This window comes from Stenotrophomonas sp. GZD-301 (assembly GCF_049310345.1).
In the GTDB taxonomy this organism is placed as follows: Bacteria; Pseudomonadota; Gammaproteobacteria; order Xanthomonadales; family Xanthomonadaceae; genus Stenotrophomonas.
This window is the reverse complement of sequence record NZ_JBMOWY010000032.1, coordinates 99,661-120,222: the sequence shown is the minus strand read 5'-3', so window position 1 is coordinate 120,222 and position 20,562 is coordinate 99,661. Positions and strand designations below refer to the sequence as shown.

The 20,562-nt window shown below is 69.8% G+C and carries 19 protein-coding genes; 9 read left to right on the top strand and 10 right to left on the bottom strand.

From position 1 onward, the window contains the following. Nucleotides 1-42: 42 nt before the first annotated feature. From ACO6VK_RS09065 to ACO6VK_RS09055, 3 genes are read right to left on the bottom strand one after another with little or no spacing between them, the layout of a single operon-like run. Nucleotides 43-294 carry a DUF6587 family protein gene (locus ACO6VK_RS09065; protein WP_422506549.1) on the bottom strand — a complete coding sequence of 84 codons (252 nt, stop codon included), beginning with the start codon at nucleotides 292-294 and terminating at the stop codon, nucleotides 43-45. Next, nucleotides 294-2,153, bottom strand: coding sequence for a ferrous iron transport protein B (feoB, locus tag ACO6VK_RS09060; protein ID WP_422506548.1), 1,860 nt, complete (start codon nucleotides 2,151-2,153; stop codon nucleotides 294-296). Before feoB ends, ACO6VK_RS09065 begins: the two co-directional genes overlap by 1 nt. Next, entirely contained in the window at nucleotides 2,150-2,404 is a 255-nt protein-coding gene (locus ACO6VK_RS09055; protein WP_422506547.1) for a FeoA family protein, read from the bottom strand. Before ACO6VK_RS09055 ends, feoB begins: the two co-directional genes overlap by 4 nt. A gap of 120 nt (nucleotides 2,405-2,524) precedes the next feature. On the opposite strand from ACO6VK_RS09055, the gene ACO6VK_RS09050 reads away from it, so the two are divergent. The 7 genes from ACO6VK_RS09050 (at nucleotide 2,525) to ACO6VK_RS09020 (ending at nucleotide 9,422) form a co-directional block, all read left to right on the top strand. Continuing rightward, a complete protein-coding gene (locus ACO6VK_RS09050; RefSeq protein WP_422506546.1) occupies nucleotides 2,525-3,313 on the top strand; it encodes an enoyl-CoA hydratase-related protein in 789 nt (262 codons plus the stop codon). A 10-nt stretch (nucleotides 3,314-3,323) separates the two neighbouring features. Next, nucleotides 3,324-3,710: a VOC family protein gene (locus ACO6VK_RS09045; protein WP_422506545.1), complete on the top strand. Its 387-nt coding sequence runs from the start codon at nucleotides 3,324-3,326 to the stop codon at nucleotides 3,708-3,710. Nucleotides 3,711-3,902: 192 nt separating this feature from the next. Beyond that, nucleotides 3,903-4,796: a hydroxymethylglutaryl-CoA lyase gene (locus ACO6VK_RS09040; protein ID WP_422506544.1), complete on the top strand. Its 894-nt coding sequence runs from the start codon at nucleotides 3,903-3,905 to the stop codon at nucleotides 4,794-4,796. Then, nucleotides 4,793-7,402, top strand: a complete 2,610-nt coding sequence (locus tag ACO6VK_RS09035; protein ID WP_422506543.1) for a sensor domain-containing protein — start codon at nucleotides 4,793-4,795, stop codon at nucleotides 7,400-7,402. Before ACO6VK_RS09040 ends, ACO6VK_RS09035 begins: the two co-directional genes overlap by 4 nt. Nucleotides 7,403-7,435: 33 nt before the next feature. After that, nucleotides 7,436-8,206: an SDR family NAD(P)-dependent oxidoreductase gene (locus ACO6VK_RS09030; RefSeq protein WP_422506542.1), complete on the top strand. Its 771-nt coding sequence runs from the start codon at nucleotides 7,436-7,438 to the stop codon at nucleotides 8,204-8,206. 66 nt (nucleotides 8,207-8,272) lie between these two features. After that, nucleotides 8,273-8,839, top strand: a complete 567-nt coding sequence (yeiP, locus tag ACO6VK_RS09025) for an elongation factor P-like protein YeiP (RefSeq protein ID WP_411850864.1) — start codon at nucleotides 8,273-8,275, stop codon at nucleotides 8,837-8,839. Next, complete coding sequence (locus ACO6VK_RS09020; RefSeq protein ID WP_422506541.1) at nucleotides 8,829-9,422, top strand: hypothetical protein; 594 nt, start codon at nucleotides 8,829-8,831, stop codon at nucleotides 9,420-9,422. Before yeiP ends, ACO6VK_RS09020 begins: the two co-directional genes overlap by 11 nt. A gap of 12 nt (nucleotides 9,423-9,434) precedes the next feature. Here the strand turns inward: ACO6VK_RS09020 and ACO6VK_RS09015 are convergent, their stop codons facing one another. The 4 genes from ACO6VK_RS09015 to ACO6VK_RS09000 all read right to left on the bottom strand — a co-directional run bounded on the left by ACO6VK_RS09015 (nucleotide 9,435) and on the right by ACO6VK_RS09000 (nucleotide 14,987). Next, the gene (locus ACO6VK_RS09015) at nucleotides 9,435-10,166 is read right to left on the bottom strand and encodes an MliC family protein (RefSeq protein ID WP_422506540.1); all 732 of its coding nucleotides are present in this window, start codon (nucleotides 10,164-10,166) and stop codon (nucleotides 9,435-9,437) included. 99 nt (nucleotides 10,167-10,265) lie between these two features. Then, nucleotides 10,266-10,655 (bottom strand): nuclear transport factor 2 family protein, encoded by a 390-nt coding sequence (locus ACO6VK_RS09010; RefSeq protein ID WP_422506539.1) that lies wholly within the window; start codon nucleotides 10,653-10,655, stop codon nucleotides 10,266-10,268. Between the two features lies 1 nt (nucleotide 10,656). Continuing rightward, nucleotides 10,657-13,770: a multidrug efflux RND transporter permease subunit gene (locus ACO6VK_RS09005; protein ID WP_422506538.1), complete on the bottom strand. Its 3,114-nt coding sequence runs from the start codon at nucleotides 13,768-13,770 to the stop codon at nucleotides 10,657-10,659. 65 nt (nucleotides 13,771-13,835) lie between these two features. Beyond that, nucleotides 13,836-14,987, bottom strand: a complete 1,152-nt coding sequence (locus tag ACO6VK_RS09000) for an efflux RND transporter periplasmic adaptor subunit (protein ID WP_422506537.1) — start codon at nucleotides 14,985-14,987, stop codon at nucleotides 13,836-13,838. 127 nt (nucleotides 14,988-15,114) lie between these two features. Here ACO6VK_RS09000 and ACO6VK_RS08995 point away from each other — a divergent pair, with 127 nt between their 5' ends. Both ACO6VK_RS08995 and ACO6VK_RS08990 read left to right on the top strand, forming a co-directional pair. After that, nucleotides 15,115-15,864 (top strand): response regulator, encoded by a 750-nt coding sequence (locus ACO6VK_RS08995; RefSeq protein WP_422506536.1) that lies wholly within the window; start codon nucleotides 15,115-15,117, stop codon nucleotides 15,862-15,864. Then, nucleotides 15,864-16,931 carry an ATP-binding protein gene (locus tag ACO6VK_RS08990; protein ID WP_422506535.1) on the top strand — a complete coding sequence of 356 codons (1,068 nt, stop codon included), beginning with the start codon at nucleotides 15,864-15,866 and terminating at the stop codon, nucleotides 16,929-16,931. The genes ACO6VK_RS08995 and ACO6VK_RS08990 overlap by 1 nt, the downstream gene beginning before the upstream one ends. Here the strand turns inward: ACO6VK_RS08990 and ACO6VK_RS08985 are convergent. From ACO6VK_RS08985 to ACO6VK_RS08975, 3 genes are all read right to left on the bottom strand, one after another. After that, on the bottom strand, nucleotides 16,909-18,732 hold the full coding sequence (locus tag ACO6VK_RS08985) for a DUF4105 domain-containing protein (RefSeq protein ID WP_422506534.1): 1,824 nt from the start codon (nucleotides 18,730-18,732) through the stop codon (nucleotides 16,909-16,911). The genes ACO6VK_RS08990 and ACO6VK_RS08985 overlap by 23 nt on opposite strands. Then, nucleotides 18,732-19,028, bottom strand: coding sequence for a DUF2388 domain-containing protein (locus ACO6VK_RS08980; RefSeq protein WP_411850855.1), 297 nt, complete (start codon nucleotides 19,026-19,028; stop codon nucleotides 18,732-18,734). The genes ACO6VK_RS08985 and ACO6VK_RS08980 overlap by 1 nt, the downstream gene beginning before the upstream one ends. Before the next feature lie 61 nt (nucleotides 19,029-19,089). Beyond that, entirely contained in the window at nucleotides 19,090-20,478 is a 1,389-nt protein-coding gene (locus tag ACO6VK_RS08975) for an FAD-binding oxidoreductase (protein ID WP_422506533.1), read from the bottom strand. Nucleotides 20,479-20,562: the final 84 nt, after the last annotated feature.

The window sequence follows — 20,562 nt, the reverse complement described above, 5'->3', positions numbered from 1 at the left end:
TCTGACCCACGCCGGGGCGAACCCGGCGGGCAACGCCCGGCGTTACCGCTTTGGCGGGGTTGGGCCGCAGCTGTCACAGCCGCCGCAGGCGCCGCTGCCGCCCGTGGCCGGCGGGGCGACCTTCCTGCCCAGTGCCTGCAGCGCGGCAGAACGGCCCGGCTTGAGCAGGGCCAGGGCCAGGGCGCCGCGCACCTTGCGTACGGTGCCCGGGAACTGCTTCTTCAGCACCACCCAGGCGCTGAACAGCACGATCAGCGCGACCACCACGTACTGCAGCAGCAGCCCGGCGTCCATCAACCGCCTCCCAGCGCCACGGTGACCTGGTAGGTGACCAGGGCCGCCAGGTAGGCCGCCGCGAACAGGTAGAAGGTGGCGAAACCGACCTGCTTCCACGAGTTGGTTTCACGCTTGATCGTGGCCAGCGTGGAGATGCACATCGGCGCGTAGATGAACCACACCAGCAGCGACAGCCCGGTCGCCAGCGACCAGCCATGCGCGACCACCGGGGTCAGCGCCTGGATCGCGGCATCGTCGTCGGCCGCGGACAGCGCGTAGATCGTCGCCAGCGACGACACCGCCACTTCGCGTGCGCCCATGCCCGGGATCAGCGCGATGCAGATCTGCCAGTTGAAGCCCAGCGGCGCGAAGATCACCGCCATCGCATGACCGATCTGGCCGGCGTAGCTGTAATCGATCGCCGGCATGGTCGCGTTCTCCGGTGCACCCGGGAACGACAGCAGGACCCACAGCAGGATGGTCAGCGACAGGATGATGCCGCCCACGCGCTTGAGGAAGATCATGCCGCGCTCGTACAGGCCCACCGCCAGGTCGCGCGGGTGCGGGATGCGGTAGGACGGCAGCTCCAGCATCAGCGGGTGCTCGCTCTTGTCGCGGCGCCACTTCTTCATCACCCACGACATCGCCAGCGCGCTGAGGATGCCGGCCACATACAGGCCGAACAGCACCAGCCCCTGCTGGCTCACGAAGCCCCACAGGGTCCTGGCCGGAATGAACGCGCCGATCAGCAGCGCATACACCGGCAGCCGCGCCGAACAGGTCATCAACGGCGCCACCAGGATGGTGGCGAGGCGGTCGCGCGGGTCCTGGATGCTGCGCGTGGCCATGATCCCCGGCACCGCGCAGGCGAAGCTGGACAGCAGCGGGATGAACGACCGCCCGGACAGGCCGGCCGAGGCCATCATCCGGTCCAGCAGGAAGGCAGCGCGCGGCAGGTAGCCGGACTCCTCCAGCGCCAGGATGAAGGCGAACAGGATCAGGATCTGCGGCAGGAACACCACCACCCCGCCCACGCCGGCAATGATGCCGTCGGTAAGCAGGCTGGTCAGCGGCCCCTCGGGCAGCACCGCGCCGACGGTTTCGCCCAGCCAGCCGAAGCCGGCCTCGATGCCGTCCATCAGCGGCGTGGCCCAGGCGAACACCGCCTGGAAGATCAGGAACATCACCACCACCAGGGTGAGCAGCCCGAACACCGGGTGCAGCAGCCAGCGGTCGAGCGCGTCGTCGATCTTCGCAGTCCGGGTCGGCATGCTCACCGCAGCGGCCAGGATGGCGCGCACGCGGGTGTGGTAATCCTCGCTGGTGTCAGGTGCCGCCACCGGCGCCTGCAGGTGCGGCACCATCGCATCGAGGCGCTCGACCAGCGCGTGCGCGCCGTGGCGGCGCACCGCCACGGTTTCCACCACCGGCACACCCAGCGCCTGTTCCAGCGCGGCGACGTCGATCCGGATGCCGCGGCGCTCGGCCGCATCGACCATGTTCAGCGCCACGATCATCGGCTTGCCCAGCTCACGCAGCTCCAGCGCGAAGCGCAGGTGCAGGCGCAGGTTGGTGGCGTCGATCACGCACAGCAGCACGTCCGGCGCCGCCTCGCCGGGATAGAAGCCCCGGCACAGGTCGCGGGTGATCGCTTCATCCAGGCTCGCCGGCTGCAGGCTGTAGGCGCCCGGCAGGTCGAGCACGGCGAACTCGCGGCCGGAGGGCGCGCGCAGGCGGCCTTCCTTGCGCTCCACGGTCACGCCGGTGTAATTGGCGACCTTCTGGCGGCTGCCGGTGAGCTGGTTGAACAGCGCAGTCTTGCCGCTGTTCGGGTTGCCCACCAGCGCCACGCGCAGCGGAAGGGCGGCGGCGCTCATGCCACCGCTCCGGCGGCAACCGCAGTGACCAGAATGCGTCGGGCTTCACTGCGGCGCAGGGCGAAGCGGGTGAACCCCACCTGCACCAGCAGCGGCTCGCCGCCGACCGGACCACGGGCTACCAGACGCACATCCTCACCCTTCACAAAACCCAGCTCCTGGAGCCGGCGGGCGATGGCATCGTTTGCATGCAGTTCCTGCACGGATTCCACCAGGGCGGAGCTGTGCAGAGGCAGATCGGACAGCGTCACAGAGCGCCTTCTGGTTGATAGGAATGGTTATCAATTCTAGCATCGCCGCGTCGCGTCATGGCCCGTGACCAATGGCCCGCTATGATCTGTACATGTATGGAGTAACCGCAGGTCCCCTCGATGAGTGATGCACTACGGATAGAACGCAGCGGGTCGGTCCTGACCCTGTGGCTGAACCGCCCCGCCCTCCACAACGCCTTCGACGCGGCCCTGATCGCGCAGTTGACCGCCGCCCTGGAGGCCGCCGGCCGCGACGACCAGGTCCGCGCGGTGGTCCTGGCCGGCCAGGGCGCCTCGTTCTCGGCCGGCGCCGACATGCAGTGGATGCGCGGCATGGCCGCCGCCAGTGAGGAGGACAACCGCCAGGATTCGCTCGCGCTGGCGCGCCTGATGCGCACCCTGGACGAACTGCCGCGCCCGACCATCGCCCGCGTGCACGGCGCCGCGTTTGGCGGCGGCGTGGGTCTGGTCGCCTGCTGCGACATCGCCATCGCCAGCACCAGCGCGCGCTTCGGCCTGACCGAAAGCCGGCTGGGGCTGCTGCCGGCGGTGATTTCCCCGTACGTGATCGACGCCATCGGCCCGCGCCAGGCGCGCCGCTGGTTCGCCACCGGCGAGCATTTCGATGCCGAGACCGCCCTGCGCATCGGCCTGGTGCACCAGTTGATCGAACCTGAACGCATCGACGAAGCCGTGCAGCGCCAGCTCAGCCTGCTCGACAAGGCCGGCCCGATCGCCTCGTCCTCGGCCAAGGATCTGGTCCGCCGGGTGTCGGTGGGCCGTGACCGCGACGCGCTGGACCACGACAATGCCGCGCTGATCGCCCGCCTGCGCGTGTCGGCCGAGGGCCAGGAGGGCCTGGGCGCCTTCCTGGACAAGCGCGCCCCCCATTGGGTTACCCAGGACTGAGATCGCCGCCATGCTCGACCACATCGGAATCCGCTGCGCCGACTTCGCCCGCAGCCTGGCCTTCTTCCAGCAGGCGCTGGCCCCGCTCGGCATCGGCGTGGTGATGCAGGTCAGTGCCGCCCAGACCGGCGACCACGACCATGCCGGCTTCGGCCGCACCGGCAAGCCGGACTTCTGGATCGGCAATGCCCCCGGCGCCCACGGTGGCGTGCACGTGGCCTTCAGCGCGGAGAGCCGCGCCCAGGTCGACGCCTTCCACCAGGCCGCCTTGGCCGCCGGCGGGCGCGACAACGGTGCCCCCGGCATCCGCGAGTACTACCACCCCAACTACTACGGGGCGTTCGTGCTCGATCCGGACGGCAACAACATCGAAGCGGTCTGCCACCGCCCGGCCTGAGCGCCCGCCGGCCGCCCCGGCGGCCGCGTTTTTTCACCGCGGGCTGGCCGCTTTGCCGCCCATCCCGCGTATCCCCCTTTCGTGGCCCGCCGGGGAACGTGGGCCACCCTCGCCTGCCAGGACTCTACGTGACTTCTCCCCTGACCCGCTCTCTTCCGGTTGCCCGCCCCATCCCGTCCCGGGAGCGCGCGCATGGATGATTTCGTCCGCATCGTCGAGGTCGGCCCGCGCGACGGGCTGCAGAACGAAGCCCAGCCGGTGGCGACCGCCGACAAGATCGAGCTGATCCGCCAGCTGTCCCTCACCGGCCTGCGCACCATCGAGGCGACCAGCTTCGTCAGCCCGCGCTGGGTCCCGCAGCTGGCCGACGCCGCCGAGGTCTATCAGGGCATCGAACGCCTGCCCGGCATCGCCTACCCGGTACTGGTGCCCAACGAACAGGGCTACGACCGCGCCCGTGCGGTGGGCGTGGACGAAGTGGCGGTGTTCACTGCGGCCTCGGAAACGTTCAACCGCACCAACACCAACGCCGGCATCGACGAATCGCTGGCGCGCTTCGCACCGATCCTCGAACGCGCCCGCGCCGACGGGGTCAAGGTGCGCGGCTACGTCTCCACCGTGCTCGGCTGCCCCTACCAGGGCGAGGTGCCGGTGAGCGAGGTGGTGCGCGTGGCCACCGCCCTGCATGCGATGGGCTGTTACGAAATTTCGCTGGGCGACACCATCGGCGTGGGCACGCCGCGCAAGGCCCGCGCGATGCTGCATGCGGTCGCTGCCGAGCTGCCGATGTCGGCGCTCGCCGTGCACTTCCACGACACCTACGGCCAGGCGCTGGCCAACATCGACGCCTGCCTGGACGAAGGCGTGCGCGTGGTTGATGCGGCGGTCTCCGGTGCGGGCGGCTGCCCGTACGCCAAGGGCGCCAGCGGCAACGTCGCCAGCGAGGATGTGGTGTACCTGCTGCACGGCATCGGCATGCGCACCGGCATCGACCTGCCGGCGCTGGCGGCCACTGGCCGCTGGCTGGCGGCGCGGCTGGGCCGCGACACCGGCAGCAAGACCGGGAAGGCACTGGCGGCCACATGACCCGACGCAGCCCGCGCAAGGACGCTGCGGTCGGTGATCACCTCACCGCCCACGTCGATGCGCTGGCTGCACTGGAGCGCGCGCTGGCCCAGGCCCCACCTGCCGCACTGCGCGAGCTGCTGGAAACCGCGCAGGCCGCCCTGCAGGAGGCGATGGACGAGCGCCAGCTCGCCCTGCGCCGCTATGCCGCGCTGTTCGACGCCGTGCCCGACCCGGTCAGCATCCTCAGCGAGACGGGCGTGGTGCTGGACCTCAACCACGCCGGCGTGCGCGCCTACGGGCGCAGCCGCGAGGACATCATCGGCCAGCCGATCGAGCTGCTGAACCCGGACCTGCCCAGCGACCACCTCGACCCGGTCTGGGAGGCGCTGCACCGGGGCGAAACCTACGTCATCGAAGTCACCAACATGCGCGGCGACGGCAGCCGCTTTCCGGTGGAGGTGCACTCGGCCGGCTTCGAGCACCAGGGCGAACACTGCATCGTGGCCGTCGCGCGCGACCTCAGCAGCCGCTGGCAGGCCGAGTCGCGCTACCGCCTGCTGATGGAGTCCATCGACAAGGGCGTGGTCCTGTTCGATCGCCAGCTGCGGGTGGTGTCGGCCAACCCTGCCGCACACCGCATCCTGGGCATTCCCGGCAACGGCAACAGTCTGCAGGCGATGCTGTGCCCGGAGGACTGGATCAGCGTGGACGAGCATGGGCACCCGCTCACCCGCGAGCAGTGGCCGGCGGCGGTCTCGCTGCGCACCGGGCGGATCATCCGCAGCACCATCGTCGGGCTGTACCACCGGCCCCGCGGCCGGATGATCTGGATCTCGACCACCAACGTACCGGTCTACGGCACCGGCCGCGACAGTCCCGACCATGTATTCGGGCTGTTCAGCGACATCACCGAACTCAAGCGCAACAACACCCTGTTCGACCGCGCGCAGTCGCTGGCCCACATCGGCGGCTGGGAGTGGGATCGCGGCCTGCAGCGGCTGTACCTCACCGATGAAGCCACCCGCATCCTCGGCCAGGAGCCGCCGCTGCAGGACATGGCCCAGCTGCTCGACTGCCTGCGCCTGAACGACCGTTCGCTGCTGCAGCAGGCCCTGCTCGATGTGATCGACAAGCAGGCGCCATTCGAGCTGGAACTGCAGGGCCAGCGCAGCGACGGGCATACCTTCTGGGTGCGCATGATCGGCGAGGCCGAGGCCGGCGACGTCAATGCCGCGCGCATCGCCGGCACCGTGCAGGACATCACCGCGCGCAAGCAGGCCGAGGAAACCCTGCGCATCCAGGCGCGTACCGATCCACTGACCGGCATCATGAACCGCGATGCCGTGCTCAACGACCTCGCCGCCCGCATGTCCAACCCGACCCATTGCCGGGTGGCGGTGCTGTACATCGACCTGGACCGCTTCAAGACCGTCAACGACCTGCTTGGCCACAACGCCGGTGACGAACTGCTGATCGACGCCACCCGCCGCATCGCCACGGCGATCGGCACCGAAGGGCTGGTGGCACGCTTCGGTGGCGATGAGTTCCTGGTGATCTGCGACACCCGCGACCAGCACGACCAGCCCGAGCGCCTGGCCGACGCGATCACCCAGGCCTTCAGCACGCCGTTCCGCTTCGGCAGCGACGAGTTCGCGGTCACCGCCAGCATCGGCATCGCCCGCGCACCGCAGGACGGGCTGCGCCCGCAGCAGCTGATCCAGAACGCGGACATCGCCATGTACGACTGCAAGCGCCGCACCCGCAACGGCTGGCAGGTGTTTTCGCCGGAGCTGGCGCAGCGCCAGCACGACCGCCTGCAGATCGAAAGCCGCCTGCATCGGGCACTGGACGACGACGAGTTCCACCTGGTCTACCAGCCGCAGGTAGACCTGCGCAGCGGCCAGCTGGTGGCCGCCGAGGCGCTGATCCGCTGGCGCAACACGCAGCTGGGCGAGCTGCGCCCGGACATCTTCATCGGCCACGCCGAAAGCACCGGCGACATCGTCCGGATCGGCCTGTGGGTGCTGCGCGAGGCGTGCCGCCAGGTCCGCCAATGGCAAAACGAGGGGCTGGGCATCGTGCGGGTGGCGGTCAACGTGTCCTACCGCCAGTTCGTCGGCGAGGATCTGGCCCGCAACGTGCGCCAGGTGCTTGACGAGTTCGGCCTGCCCGGCAGCGCGCTGGAGCTGGAGTTCACCGAGCGGGTGCTGATCGAGGATGCCCCGGACACCCTGCAGACCTTCGCCCGGCTGCGCGAGATGGGCGTGCTGCTGACCATCGACGACTTCGGCGAAGGCTACAGCGCGCTGAACTACCTGCGCCGGCTGCCGATCCACGGCCTCAAACTGAGCCAGCTGTTCGTCGAGGGCGTGCCCGGCAACCGCTCGGACGTGGCGGTATGCGAAGCGGTCTGCGGCATCGCCCGCAGCCTCGGGCTGGGGCTGGTGGCCGAGGGCATCGAGTCCGAACAGCAGCGCCACTTCCTGCAGGCGCTGGGGGTATCGGTCGGCCAGGGCTTCCTGTTCGCCCCCGGCCTGCCGCCGGACGAGTTCGCCCGCCGCCTGGCCGCGCGCCCCGCACCGGCGGTGGCGGTGCACAAAGGCGAAACCGGCCGCATCCGCTAGAATCGGCGCTTCCAGACTCCACAGGTACGCGCAATGCAGCTGTCTTCCGTCCGCGCCGTCATCACCGGCGGCGTTTCCGGCCTGGGCCTGTCCGTGGCCCGTCACCTGGTCGCCCACGGCGGCAAGGTGGCCCTGTTCGACCTCAACGACGACAAGGGCGCGGCCGCCGTCGCCGAACTCGGCGACGCACATGCGCGCTACTTCACCACCAACGTCAGCGACGAAGCCGCTGTGGTGGCCAATATCGACGCCGCGCACGCGTTCCTCGGCGGGCTGAATGCGGCCATCAACTGCGCCGGCATCCTCGGCGCCGGCCGCGTGCTGGGCAAGGAAGCGCCGATGCCGCTGGCCAACTTCCAGGGCACCGTGATGGTCAACCTGGTGGGCAGCTTCAACGTCGCCAAGGCCGCCGCCAACCGCATGCAGCACAACCCCGTCGGCGACGACGGCGAGCGCGGCGTGATCATCAACACCGCCAGCGTGGCTGCCTACGAAGGCCAGATCGGTCAGGCCGCCTATGCGGCGTCCAAGGGCGGCGTGGTCGGCATGACCCTGCCGATGGCGCGCGAGCTGTCGCGCTTCGGCATCCGCGTGATGACCATCGCGCCGGGCATCTTCTGGACCCCGATGGTCGATGGCATGCCGCCGGCCGTGCAGGAATCCCTGGCCGCCTCGATCCCGTTCCCGCCGCGCCTGGGCAAGCCGGAGGATTTCGCCGGCCTGGTGGGCCACATCCTGGGCAACACCTACCTCAACGGCGAAACCATCCGCCTCGATGGTGCGGTGCGCCTGGCACCCAAGTAACATCCGCGCCACCCACTGGGCGTCCTTGCGGGCGCCCGACACCTCCACGAACCGACCGTCACTCCCATGAAAGCCAACGACATCAAGAAAGGCAACGTCGTCGAATACAACAACGGCGTCTACCAGATCCGCGACATCGAACGCAGCTCGCCGCAGGGCCGCGGCGGCAATGTGCGCTTCCGCTTCATCATGTACAGCGTGCCGGGCGGCAACAAGCTCGACGCCAGCTTCGATGCCGACGACAACCTGCCGGAAGTCGAGCTGCTGCGCCGCCAGTCCACCTATTCGTACAAGGACGGCGATGCATTCGTATTCCTCGACGACGAGGACTACACCCCCTACACCCTGGATGCCGATGTGGTCGGCGATGACGCCGGTTACATCACCGATGGCCTGACCGGCATCTACGTGCAGGTGATCGATGAAACGCCGGTGGCGGTGCAGCTGCCCACCAGCGTGGTGCTGGAAGTGATCGAGACCCCGCCGGAGCTCAAGGGTGGCACCGCCACCAAGCGCCCGAAGCCGGCCAAGCTCAACACCGGCATCGAAATCATGGTGCCGGAGTACATCGCCAATGGCGAACGCGTGCTGGTCAACACCACCACCGGTGAGTTTGCCGGCCGTGCCGACTAAGCGCCTCGTTCTGGCAGCCTGCCTGTCCCTGCTTGCGGCGTGCGCGCCGCGGGCAGCGGACAGCGCCGACGAAGGGGCCGACGCGGTGGTGGAGACGCCCCACGCAGATGAGGTGACGACAGCGGCCCAGGTGCCGCCGCCGCCCGATACCGTGCCTGATGCCGACCCGGCAACGGGCAGCGCCGGCGCCACCGTCGGTGGCGATGCGTCCGGCATGCCCGACAGCCGCGAACAACTGGATCGCGCCCGCGCCGATGCCGGATGCGACATCCCCGAAGCGGTCTACGACCTCAACGACATCCGGGTGTACTGCGCGTTGCCGGCCGACGCGCGCGCCTTCCTCGAACGCGAGAACACCTGCCAGCACTTTGCTGGCGAAGAGGCGTACGACGACGCCCGGGCCGAAGAACTGGCCGCCGCCGGCGAAACCTTCTGCGACGGACGCGAACGCCTGTTCGCCGGCCTGTTGGACACCCACGGCGACGACTGCACCGTCCGCCACCTGCTGCTCGACGTGGGCACGCGCTACGACCTGTTCACCGGGGAGGCGCCGGAGGACTGCCCGCCCGGCACCGCCCGCTGAGGCCGGTGCCGGTCAGGGCCGCGCTGCCAGCGCGGGCGCGCCGGCGAAGTCGCCGCAGCCGTGGTACTGGCGTGCGCCCACGGTCAGCATCGCCGTGGCACCGAAGGCCTGGCCGCTCATGTCGTCCTGGCACACCGTGCGCTGGAAGGTGAGTTTGATGTCGGTCCCATCGGCCGCCTTGCCCGACCAGCCATCCTTGCCCTGCGTGGGCGTGGCGATCTCGAAGGTGCGCTGCCCGTAGTCGGTTTCCACGCGCAGGTGAGGCGTGGCGCCATCGGCCACCACGGCCAGCCAGCCCGGCTCGTTGCCGGTGGCACGGAACGCCGTACCGGCCGCTGCGGCCGGCGGCGGCACCGTGGCGCCCTCTTCGCCCGCGCCGGTGCAGCTGCGATCCGCCTCGCCCTTCAGCGTCAGGATGCCCTCGGTGGCGCCCTTGGTCCAGAACACGTTGCCTTCGCCGTCGCCGTATTTCGCGCCGGACGCGGCAGGCTGGGACGACATCGCGAAGGTACGCTCGCCGGCAACCACGGTCGCCGCATCGTCGCCCCGGTAGGTGGCGCGCACGGCAAGATCACCACAGCGGAAGGCATAGGTACGCGCATCGGTGGTCGCGGCCGTAGCCGGCGGCGCATCGGTGTTGCCCGCGGCCGGATCGACCGCATCCGCCGGTGGCTGCTGCGCCGGCTGGCAGGCCGCCAGCCCGAGCACGATGGCCACACTCAACAGTCCCTGGGATGCACGCATGTTCCACTCCTTGCAGTTGTTCCACTCAACATCCGATCCTAGCGCGCACCCGGCCGGGGGAGGTGAAGCGGCGGTGACTCGCCGGCCCCCGCCACGCCCTCACCCGCCGCGCAGCGGCAGCATTCCCACCGACAGCAGGTGCACACCGGCCGGCGACGAACAGCGGGCCCAGACCCGCAGCAGCCGCAGGCGGCGCACCTGCTCGCCGCCATCGGACACGTAGGCCAGGCACATATCGCTGGCGGCCAGCAGCAGCTGCCCGCAGGCCAGGTACTCGATCGGCCCCTGCTCGATCGCCACCACATGCAGGCGACGCGCAATCCAGGCCTGCAGGCAGGGAGGTGCGCCCTGCCAGCGGCCCGATGCGTCGGTAAAGAACAGGGCCGGTGAGAGCCACTGCTGCGCCGCGTCCACATCCCGCGCCAGCAGCACGTCGTGCAGCCCGGCCTCGGCCAGTGCGGTGCGCTGCTCGATCCCATCCACGGTCATCTCATCCTCCACGGTGTCGTCGCCACGGCCAGCGCCAGCGGCGCATGCCCTGCACCAGCACATAGAACAGCGGCACGAAGAACACGGCCAGCACGGTGCCGGTCAGCATGCCGCCGAACACGCCGGTGCCGATCGCATGCTGGGTCTCGGCCGACGCGCCGGAGGCCAGCATCAGCGGCACCACGCCCAGCGCAAACGCCAGCGAGGTCATCAGGATCGGCCGCAGCCGCAGCCGCGCCGCTTCCACGGCCGCCTCGACCACGCCGCGCCCCTGCTGCTGCAGCTGGCGGGCAAACTCCACGATCAGAATCGCGTTCTTGGCCGACAAGCCGATCACCGTGATCATGCCCACCTTGAAGAACACGTCGTTGGGCAGGCCGCGCAGCAGCACCGCCGCAACCGCGCCCAGCAGCCCCAGCGGCACCACCAGCATCACTGCCGCCGGGATCGACCAGCTTTCGTACAACGCGGCCAGCACCAGAAACACCACCAGCATCGACAGCAGCAGCAACCACGGCGCCTGCGCGCCCGATGCCCGCTCCTGCAGCGATTGACCCGTCCACGCCAGCGCGAAGCCCGCCGGCAGCTGCCGGGCCAGGCGCTCCATCTCGGCCATCGCCTGGCCACTGGAGGCGCCCGGCGCGGCGTTGCCGGACACACTCAGTGCCGGAAAGCCCTGATAGCGCTCCAACTGCAGCGGCGTCTGTGACCACACCGGCGTGACCACTTCAGACAACGCCACCATGCCGCCCGAGGCGTTGCGCACGTGCAGTTTCAGCACATCCTCCACCTGCATCCGGTGCGGCGCGTCGGCCTGCACGATCACCTGCTGCATGCGCCCGGCATTGGGGAAGTCGTTGACGTACTGCGAGCCCAGCGCCGCCGACAGCGTGTCGCTGATGCGGGTGAAGCCCACTCCCATCGCCTCGGCCTTGTGGCGATCAATCTCCAGCCGCACGGTATTGCCGGCCGGCAGGCCCTCGGCATACACATCGCGCAGCAGCGGACTCTTCGCCGCCAGCGCCAGCAGATGCTGCAGCGCCGCCTGCAGCTGCGCATGATCCTGACCGGCACGCGCCTGCAGCCGCAGCTCGAAGCCCGACGAGGTACCGAGGCTGTCGATGGCCGGCGGCATCACGCTCATGACCTGCCCTTCCGGCGCTGCGGCCATTGCTGCCTGCGCACGCTGCACTTCGTCGCCCGCGCTGGCACCGTCACGGGCATTCCAGTCCTTGAGCATGGTGTAGGCCAACGCGGCATTCGGGCCGGACCCGGCGAAGCTGTAGCCCATGATCGACTGGTTGGAGGCGATCCCCGGACGCGAGGCGACGTGCGCTTCATAGCGCTTCACCACCTCCAGCGTGCGCTCGGCGGTGGCATCGGCCGGCAGCTGGATCGACGTCATGAAATAGCCCTGGTCTTCCTCCGGCAGAAACGCCCCCGGCACCATGTGCAACCCCAGGCCCAGGGCGACCACCAGCGCGACGAACACGGCCATGCCGCGCCCGCCACGCTGCAGGATGCGCACCACGCGGCGCTGGTAGCCGGCCGTCATCCGCTCGACACCGCGGTTGAACCAACCAAAGAAACCGCCGCGTCCATGATGCCCGCGGGTGCTGGGACTGAGCAGGGTCGCGCACAGGGCCGGGGTCAGGCTCAACGCCAGGATCGCCGAGAACAGGATCGACACCGACATCGCCAGCGTGAACTGCCGGTAGATCGCGCCGACCGATCCATCCGCGAAGGCCATCGGAATGAACACCGCCGTCAGCACCAGCGTGATGCCGATCACCGCCCCGGTCAGCTCCTTCATCGCCTTGGCCGTGGCCTCGCGCGGCGGCAGGCCTTCCTCGGCCATGATCCGCTCCACGCCCTCCACCACCACGATCGCGTCGTCGACGATGATGCCGATCGCCAGCACCATGCCGAACATGGTCAGCACGTTGATCGACACGCCCGCGGCCAGCATTACCGCGAAGGTGCCGAGCAGCGCGATCGGCGCCACGATCGCCGGAATCAGCGTGTAGCGGATGTTCTGCAGGAACAGGTACATCACCGCGAACACCAGCACCATCGCTTCGATCAGCGTGATCAGCACCTGGCGGATGGATATCTCCACGAACGGGGCAGTGTCGAACGGCACCGTCGCCTGCATGCCCGCCGGCAGGGTCGGCGCCAGCTCGGCGATGCGCGCCCGTACCGCCCGCGCGGTGCGCACCGCGTTGGCGCCGGGCGACAACTGGATCGCCGCGGCCGTGGCCGCGACACCGTCCTCACGGGTGGACCACGCATAACTCTGCGCGCCCAGCTCGACCCGCGCCACGTCGCCCAGCACCACCTTGCCGCCGTCGGCACGGGCGCGCAGCACGATCGCGGCGAACGCGTCCGGCGTGGTCAACTGGCCCTCGGCGGTCAGCGGAATCGTCACCCGCTGGCCCGGCAGCGCGGGCGAGTCGCCAACGCGGCCCGGCGCGATCTGCACGTTCTGCGCGGCGATCGCCTGGGTCAGGTCGTCCAGCGTGAGGCTGTACGCGATGAGCTGCGCGGGGTCCACCCAGATCCGCATCGCGCGCTCGGCACCGAACAGCTGCACGCGGCCCACGCCATCGATGCGGCGCAGCTCGTCGACGATGTTGCGCGCCATGTAGTCGCTCAGATCGACCTCGTCCAGGCGCCCGTCCACCGACTTCAGGCCGACCAGCATCAGGAAGCCCGAATCGGCCGCTTCCACCGTCAGTCCGTTCTGGCGCACCACCTGTGGCAACCGTGGCTCGATCGCCTTGATCCGGTTCTGCACATCCACCTGCGCCAGTTCCGGGTCGGTGCCCGGGCGGAAGGTCGCCGAGATGGTGGCCTCGCCGGAGGTGTCGGTGGAGGAGGAGAAGTACAGCAGATGCTTGACCCCGGACAGCTCGCGCTCGATCAGTCCGACCACGGCATCGTTCATGGTCTGCGGGGTGGCGCCGGGGTAGCTGGCGTAGATGCTCACGCTGGGCGGCGCAACGGCCGGATAGCGTTCGATGGCCAGCCGGGGAATGGCCAGCACGCCGGCGAGCACCACGAAAATGGCCAGCACCCAGGCAAATACCGGGCGATCGATGAAGAACTGGGGCATGCAACGTCCTTTGCGCGTCGGGCCGGCGCTGGCGCGCCTGCCCCGACGGGGTCAGCCGGGGGAAATCAGGGCGCGCCCAGCGCGCCCGTCGTCTGTGGGTGTTTCCAGGGCCTGGCATCGACCACCACGCCTTCCTGCAGGCGCTCCTGGCCTTCTACCACCACGCGTTCGCCGGCATGCAGGCCGTGCTTGACCACGTACTGGCGTTCGACCTGCCCATCGATCTCGACGGTGCGGATCACCGCCTTGCCGTCCTTGCCGATCACCCATGCGTACGCCTGCCCGCCGGTACTGCGCAGAACCGCCTGCTGCGGCAGCAGCAGCGCCGCCGGCTGCACGCCGCGCGGCACCCGGGCGCGCACGAACATGCCGGGCAGCAGGCGCCGCTCGGGATTGTCGACCACGATGCGCAGCACGATGTCGCCCGTTTCGGCGTCCACGTTGATCCCCGAGAACAGGATCCTGCCCTGCTCCGGGTAGGCGTGCCCACCACTGCCCAGCAGCGTCACCGGCAGGCCCTTGGCCTTGTCGAGCTGGCCGGATACCACACTGCGCTGGATGCTCTCCAGCATCGACGCCGGCTGCCGCACATCGACGTACACCTGGTCCAGCTGCTGCACCACCGCCATCGGCGTGGCATCGCTGGCGGTCACCAGCGCACCCTCGGTGACCAGCGCCTGGTCGATGCGCCCGTCGATGGGCGCATCGACCGTCGCATAGCGCAGATCCAGGCGGCGCCGTGCGAGCGTGGCGCGTGCCTGGGCCACATCGGCCAGCGCCTGCTGGTGCTCGGCGCGCGCGTCGTCGCGGGCCTGGTGGCTGACCACCTGCGCCGCCGCCAGCGACTGCAGCCGCTCGGACTGCACGCGGGTACGCGCCAGGGTCGCCTCGCTGCGCTGGAGCAGCGCGGCCGCGCTGTCGACCTCGGCATGGAACGCGGCAGGGTCGATCTGGAACAGCGGCGTACCGGCCTTGACCTCCGCCCCCTGCTCGAACAGCCGCTTGAGCACGATGCCGCCTACCTGTGCGCGGATCTGCGCGGTGCGTACCGCCGCCACCCGGCCGGGCAGCTCATCGTCGAGCTGTACGATCGACGGCGACAGGGTCGCCACGCTGACCGCGGGCGCCGTGACGGCAGGCGCTTCTTCCCTGGAGCAGGCCGCGGTCACGGCCATGATCGCCGCGCAGGCGGCGGCGTAAATCCTGTTGGTCTTCATCTGCGGCACACGGGCCGGATCACCGGCTGGAATCATGAATGGCGAAGTCTGCGCGGGGCGCGTGGGGTTTCGATGGAGGAAATGTGGAGATACGATGGAGCGCTAAGCACCTTCCGGCCCTGCCTGCATGCACGCCACCGATTCGCCCAGTGCCACCGCCGCGCGCTGGGACCGCTCCCTCCACGCGCTGGTCCTGATCGTTGAAGACGAACCGGAAATCGCCGACATCGTGGCCGCCTACCTGGAGCGCGAAGGTCTGCGCACGCTGCGCGCACAGGACGGGCTGGCCGCACTGACCCTGCACCGGAGCGCACGCCCGGACCTGATCCTGCTTGATGTGCAGATGCCCGGCATGGATGGCTGGACCGTGCTCAATACGCTGCGCCAGCGCGGCGATACCCCGGTGATCATGCTCACCGCGCTGGACCAGGACCTGGACAAGCTGACCGCGCTGCGCATGGGTGCCGACGACTACGTGGTCAAACCGTTCAATCCGGCCGAAGTGGCCGCGCGGGTGCGGGCGGTGCTGCGGCGTACCCTCAACCAGCGCCCGGCCGGCGCCTCCGGCGTGCTGCGCGTGGCCAACCTGGTCATCGATGCGGAGAACCACCAGGTCCATGTGGAAGGCGACGGCTACAGCCACGAACTGCTGCTGACGCTCACCGAGTTCAAGCTGCTGCACTGCATGGCGCTGGCGCCGCTGCGCATCTTCAGCCGCAGCGAACTGATGCACGAATGCCTGCCGGAAAGCGAGGCCCTGGAGCGCACGGTGGACAGCCACGTCAGCAAGCTGCGGCGCAAGCTCGACGAGGTCGGCCTGGAGAACGTGCCGGCCAGCGTGCGCGGCGTCGGCTACCGTCTCGCGGCGGATCGCTGATGCGCGGCTCCGGGCTGAGCCGGCACATCGTGGTGTCGATGTCGCTGATGGCGCTGTCGGTGATCGTGATGGTGATCCTCAGCTCCTATGTGCTGTACGCCATCCTGGTGACCTTCTACCCGGGCGCCACCGAGGAGCCGGCCAGCTGGGCGCCTACCGGCCCCGAACTGGTCTGGATGGCCGGGGTGACCCTGATCGGACTCGGGCTGGCGATTGCCGCCTCGGTGCGGTTGTCGCAACGCATCCTGGGCCCGCTCAATTCGGTGGTGGACAGCATCCGTCGTCTCGCCAATGGCGACCTCGGCGCACGCGCTGCCGCCAGCCACCACTCGCTCGGCGAGGTGGCGCTGCTGGTGGACGACTTCAATGCGATGGCACGGCGGCTGCAGAACATGGATGCCGACCGGGTCATGTGGCATGCGGCGATCGCGCATGAACTGCGCACCCCAGTGACCATTCTGCGCGGTCGGCTGCAGGGGCTCGCCGAAGGCGTGTTCGCGCCCGACGAAGCGCAGTTCCGCAGCCTGCTGGCCCAGGTCGAAGGGCTGTCACGGCTGATCGAAGACCTGCGCGTGCTGAGCCTGGCCGACAGCGCGCGCCTGGATGTGCGCCGCGCGCGCAGCGACGTGGTGCAGGAGGTGCATTCGGTGATGACCCTGGTCGATCCCGGCTTCCGCAACGGCGGCTTCGTGCTGGAACTGGAAACCTCGCGCGGGGAGCACCCGGCGCACTGCGATCCCACGCGCGTGCGCCAGGCCCTGATGGCGCTGCTGGAGAACGCCCGCCGCTACGCCACACCGGGGCGCGTGCGCATTGCCGTGCACGACACCGCCACTCACGTGGAGATCGCCGTCGATGACGAGGGCCCGGGCATCGACCCGGCACTGAGCGCGCACATCTTCGATCCGTTCATGCGCGGCGACGGCTCGCGCTCGCGTCAACGGGGCGGCAGCGGCCTGGGGCTGGCCGTGGTCAAGGCCATCGCCGATGCGCATGGCGGCCAGGTCTGGTGCACCGCCAGCGTGCTCGGCGGTGCCCGGTTCGTCATCGCGTTGCCGCGCCAGTAGCGCTGTCTTCCTGCGCCAACCGGCGCATGCGGTCGCCCAGGCGGGTCAGGCTGTCGTCGATGGTGTCCAGCTCGCGCTGCTGCGCCGGCGGCAGGCGGGCCCGCATCTGCTGCTGCAGCGCGGTCCACGCCGGGACGCCGCGGGCGCTGATGCGTGCGGCGGCAGCAGACGCCTCGGCGCGTTCGGCGGCCATCGGCAGCCCGTAGCCGCCCTGGTCCAGCAGGGCCGCCGGACTGACCAGCTGGCCCGTATCACGGAGCAGCGCAAGGAGCGTTTCGCGCGCGGCATCGATACCCGCGCCGGGGTCGCCCAGCGTTTGCTTCAGCCGGTCGCGGGCACGCAGTTCCTCGCGATAGCGCGCGGCCTGCTCCAGCAGCAGCAGCGCCGAGGTAGTACGCAGCCCCCCTGCGTCCACCCACCGCGCGCGCTCGCCCGCCGGACGCTGCAACCACACGGTGACCGCATCGGTGCCCAGCGGCAGCTCCTGCCGCACCACGTCGAACAACAGCTGGTAGTGCGTCTGCGCGGAGGCAAAGTAGTAGCCGCCCCGGGTAGCGGCGGCACGGTCGTCCAGTACCGAGCGGTCGGCCAGCCCCTGCCGTTCCAGCCGGGTCAGCAGGCCGTGCGGCGTGATCCGGTTGAGCCCCGGCGACGCCAGCCGCGGCACCCCCTCCTGCAGCAGCTTGCCGGTCTCCACCGCGCAGTTGTTGCTGACGAACAGATAGCGGCCGTCGTAGCTCCAGTGCACCTGTGCGACCCGTTCGAGCAGCGTGGCGATTTCGTCGCCCTGCAGGCGCAATGGCACCGACGACAGGCCACGCAGTTCCAGCTGGGTGTACTCGTTGACCACCTGGTTCAGTGGCAGCACGAACAGGCGCGAGGGATAGGAGCCGGTCAATCCGCGCCAGCTGGAGATCTGCACGTCGCCGACGAACGCGCGGAACGACAGCACACGGTGATACGACAGGTCCATGCGACAGGCCGGGCCCGGCGCGCGGCCCGGCGCACAGATCACCAGCCGCAGCATGCTGTGGCCCCAGCGGCTCATCAGCTGGTCGTTGCCTTCGGCCAGCAGGTAGTCCACCGCGTAGACACGGGCGGGGTCCAGTTCCAGCAGCGATGCCGCACCCGTGGCGTCGTCGGCCTGCACCAGCGGCAGGCGCGCGTCGCACGCGGGCGCGTCGGCGCGCGCTCCGAGGTGCTCGGCGAACCAGGCCTGCAGCGCAGGGCGTCGGCAGGCATAGTCCGGGTCGAGCAGATAGTGTTCGGCGTTCACCGCGAGGAATTCGGCCGGGCTGGTGCGCTCATAGGCGTCGGGGCTGCGCGCACTGAACTGGTTGCCGGTGCGGCCCCAGCGCCACGGCCGCTGCTGCCAGCCCGCCAGATCGCGCCAGCGGGCGCTGCGCGACCAGCCACCGGCATCGGAGCGGTCCAGCACATGGGTGAGTTCGTGGATCAGCGCCGCCTGTACGGCGCGGGGCAGCGGCTGGTCGTCCTCGACCGCGTCGAGCAGCGCGCGCCGCAGGGTGATCGCGCCGGCGCGCGCACGGCCGTGGACGCGATCCGGCAGTGTGTCCGTCCAGCGCACCGGCACCGGCGCATCGAAGCGGGCCTGCCAGTCCAGCGGCATCCGCGCCTGCACCTCGTCGAGGACGCGACCGGCGGCCCTCGCCTGCCGGGCATCCAGGCCCTGCGGTTGCAGCTCCAGCTGCAGCGCGGCCTGTACGGCCAGCGGCGCGAGCAGCAACGTGGTCAGGACCGCCCATCGCCAGCGGCGGGCCGGACCACGTGCGCTGGACATCAGCGGGCCAGCAGGGCCTTGGCCAGCGCCAGGTCGCTGACCTGACGCTGCGTTGCATCGCGCTCGCGCACGTGCAGCAGTGCCGCTTCCAGACGCGCGCCACGGATGGCACCGTCGCTGGCGACGAAGGCCGCCGCATCGTCACGGGCATCCAGCACGACCTTGTCGTCGCTCGAGCTGGACGAGCCGGCCGACGACGCGCCGGAGGCGGAACCGGCGGAGCTGCCGGCGAAACTGGACGCCAGTGCGGACAGCGGCAGGGCAAGGACGGCAAGAAGCAGGATCGGACGCATCATCAGGGTGTCGTTCGCGTTGGAAAACGCAGAGCGTATAGGCTGCGTGAAGATCTGTCGCGCGTCAGAGGTCGAAGAGCTTGCCCGGATTCAGCAGCCCTTGGGGATCAAATGCGCGTTTGACCGCCTTCATCAGTGCGATCTCCGGCGCGCTGCGGGTGCTGTCCAGATAGCCCTTCTTGACCAGCCCGATACCGTGCTCGGCGGAAATGCTCCCATCGAAACGCGCCAGCACCTGGGCCAGCAGCTTGGTCACGTGCTCGCACTGGGTCAGGAACTCCGCATCGGCGGTCGCGTCGGGCTTGAGCACGTTGATATGCAGGTTGCCGTCGCCGATGTGGCCGAACCAGACCACATCGAAATGCGGGTAGGCCTGGCCGATCAGCGCCTGGGTTTCGGCCATGAAGGCCGGCATCGCCGAGATCCGCACCGACACATCGTTCTTGTAGGGCTTGTAACGCGCCACCGACTCGGTGATGCCTTCGCGCAGGCGCCACAGCTGTGCCGCCTGTGCCTCGCTCTGGCTGACCACGCCGTCGCTCACCCAGCCCTGCTCCATGCACGCCTCGAACGCCGCCATCGCCGCCGCTTCCTGGGCCTCGTCGCCGGCGGCGAATTCGGTGACCACGTAGAACGGATGCACCTCGGCAAACGGCGCCTGCGCGCCATGCGCCAGCACGTGCTCCAGCGCGCGGTCGGTGAAGAACTCGAAGGCCTGCAGCTGCATGCGGTCGCGGAACGCGGCGAACACCTGCATCAGCACCTCGAAGCTCGGCAGCGCCAGCAGCATCACGTTGCTGGCCGGCGGCGGATCGGTGAGCCTGAGCGTCGCCTCGACGATCACGCCCAGCGTGCCTTCCGATGCGATCAGCAGCTGGCGGAAGTCATAGCCGCTGGAATTCTTGATCAGGCCCTTGTTGAGCTCGAGCAGCTGGCCGTCGGCGGTGACCACCTTGAGGCCGGCGATCCACTCGCGGGTATTGCCGTAGCGGATCACCCGGATGCCGCCGGCATTGGTGGCGATGTTGCCGCCGATCGAGCACGAGCCGCGCGCGGCGAAATCCACCGGGTAGATCAGGCCGTGTTCCAGCGCCGCGTTGTGCACCGCCTCGAGCGCCATGCCGGCCTGCACGGTCAGCGTGCGGTCCACCGCATCGAAGGCCAGCGGCTTGTTCATGCGCTCCAGGCTCAGCACCAGCTCGCCATTGGCCGCGACCGCGCCGCCGGAGAGGCCGGTGCGGCCGCCCGACGGCACCACCGCCACCTGCTGCGCCGAGGCCCAGCGCAGGATCGCCTGCACCTCCTCGACGCTGCCCGGCAGGGCGATCGCCAGCGGCGCCGGTACCCAGCGACGCGTCCAGTCCCGCCCGTAGTGCTCCAGGTCGGCCGCGTCGGTCTTGAGCCGCAGCCCGGGGCAGTCCTGCAGCAGGGAAGAGAGGCGCGGGTCGGTCATGGCGTCGGCACGGAACGAGGGAAGCCCAAAAGGGTAGCAGACCGCTCCACACCGCCTGCGTTTCGGCCGTCCCGATAGGTGCAT

What these genes read in the sequence shown, in the direction of transcription:
- ACO6VK_RS08975 (WP_422506533.1), bottom strand. Translation starts at nt 20,478, where the DNA reads ATGACCGACCCGCGCCTCTCTTCCCTGCTGCAGGACTGCCCCGGGCTG.
- yeiP (WP_411850864.1), top strand. Translation starts at nt 8,273, where the DNA reads ATGAAAGCCAACGACATCAAGAAAGGCAACGTCGTCGAATACAACAAC.
- ACO6VK_RS09040 (WP_422506544.1), top strand. Translation starts at nt 3,903, where the DNA reads ATGGATGATTTCGTCCGCATCGTCGAGGTCGGCCCGCGCGACGGGCTG.
- ACO6VK_RS08985 (WP_422506534.1), bottom strand. Translation starts at nt 18,732, where the DNA reads ATGTCCAGCGCACGTGGTCCGGCCCGCCGCTGGCGATGGGCGGTCCTG.
- ACO6VK_RS09045 (WP_422506545.1), top strand. Translation starts at nt 3,324, where the DNA reads ATGCTCGACCACATCGGAATCCGCTGCGCCGACTTCGCCCGCAGCCTG.
- ACO6VK_RS08990 (WP_422506535.1), top strand. Translation starts at nt 15,864, where the DNA reads ATGCGCGGCTCCGGGCTGAGCCGGCACATCGTGGTGTCGATGTCGCTG.
- ACO6VK_RS09000 (WP_422506537.1), bottom strand. Translation starts at nt 14,987, where the DNA reads ATGAAGACCAACAGGATTTACGCCGCCGCCTGCGCGGCGATCATGGCC.
- ACO6VK_RS09015 (WP_422506540.1), bottom strand. Translation starts at nt 10,166, where the DNA reads ATGCGTGCATCCCAGGGACTGTTGAGTGTGGCCATCGTGCTCGGGCTG.
- ACO6VK_RS09005 (WP_422506538.1), bottom strand. Translation starts at nt 13,770, where the DNA reads ATGCCCCAGTTCTTCATCGATCGCCCGGTATTTGCCTGGGTGCTGGCC.
- ACO6VK_RS09065 (WP_422506549.1), bottom strand. Translation starts at nt 294, where the DNA reads ATGGACGCCGGGCTGCTGCTGCAGTACGTGGTGGTCGCGCTGATCGTG.
- ACO6VK_RS09050 (WP_422506546.1), top strand. Translation starts at nt 2,525, where the DNA reads ATGAGTGATGCACTACGGATAGAACGCAGCGGGTCGGTCCTGACCCTG.
- ACO6VK_RS09010 (WP_422506539.1), bottom strand. Translation starts at nt 10,655, where the DNA reads ATGACCGTGGATGGGATCGAGCAGCGCACCGCACTGGCCGAGGCCGGG.
- ACO6VK_RS08995 (WP_422506536.1), top strand. Translation starts at nt 15,115, where the DNA reads ATGCACGCCACCGATTCGCCCAGTGCCACCGCCGCGCGCTGGGACCGC.
- feoB (WP_422506548.1), bottom strand. Translation starts at nt 2,153, where the DNA reads ATGAGCGCCGCCGCCCTTCCGCTGCGCGTGGCGCTGGTGGGCAACCCG.
- ACO6VK_RS08980 (WP_411850855.1), bottom strand. Translation starts at nt 19,028, where the DNA reads ATGATGCGTCCGATCCTGCTTCTTGCCGTCCTTGCCCTGCCGCTGTCC.
- ACO6VK_RS09035 (WP_422506543.1), top strand. Translation starts at nt 4,793, where the DNA reads ATGACCCGACGCAGCCCGCGCAAGGACGCTGCGGTCGGTGATCACCTC.
- ACO6VK_RS09030 (WP_422506542.1), top strand. Translation starts at nt 7,436, where the DNA reads ATGCAGCTGTCTTCCGTCCGCGCCGTCATCACCGGCGGCGTTTCCGGC.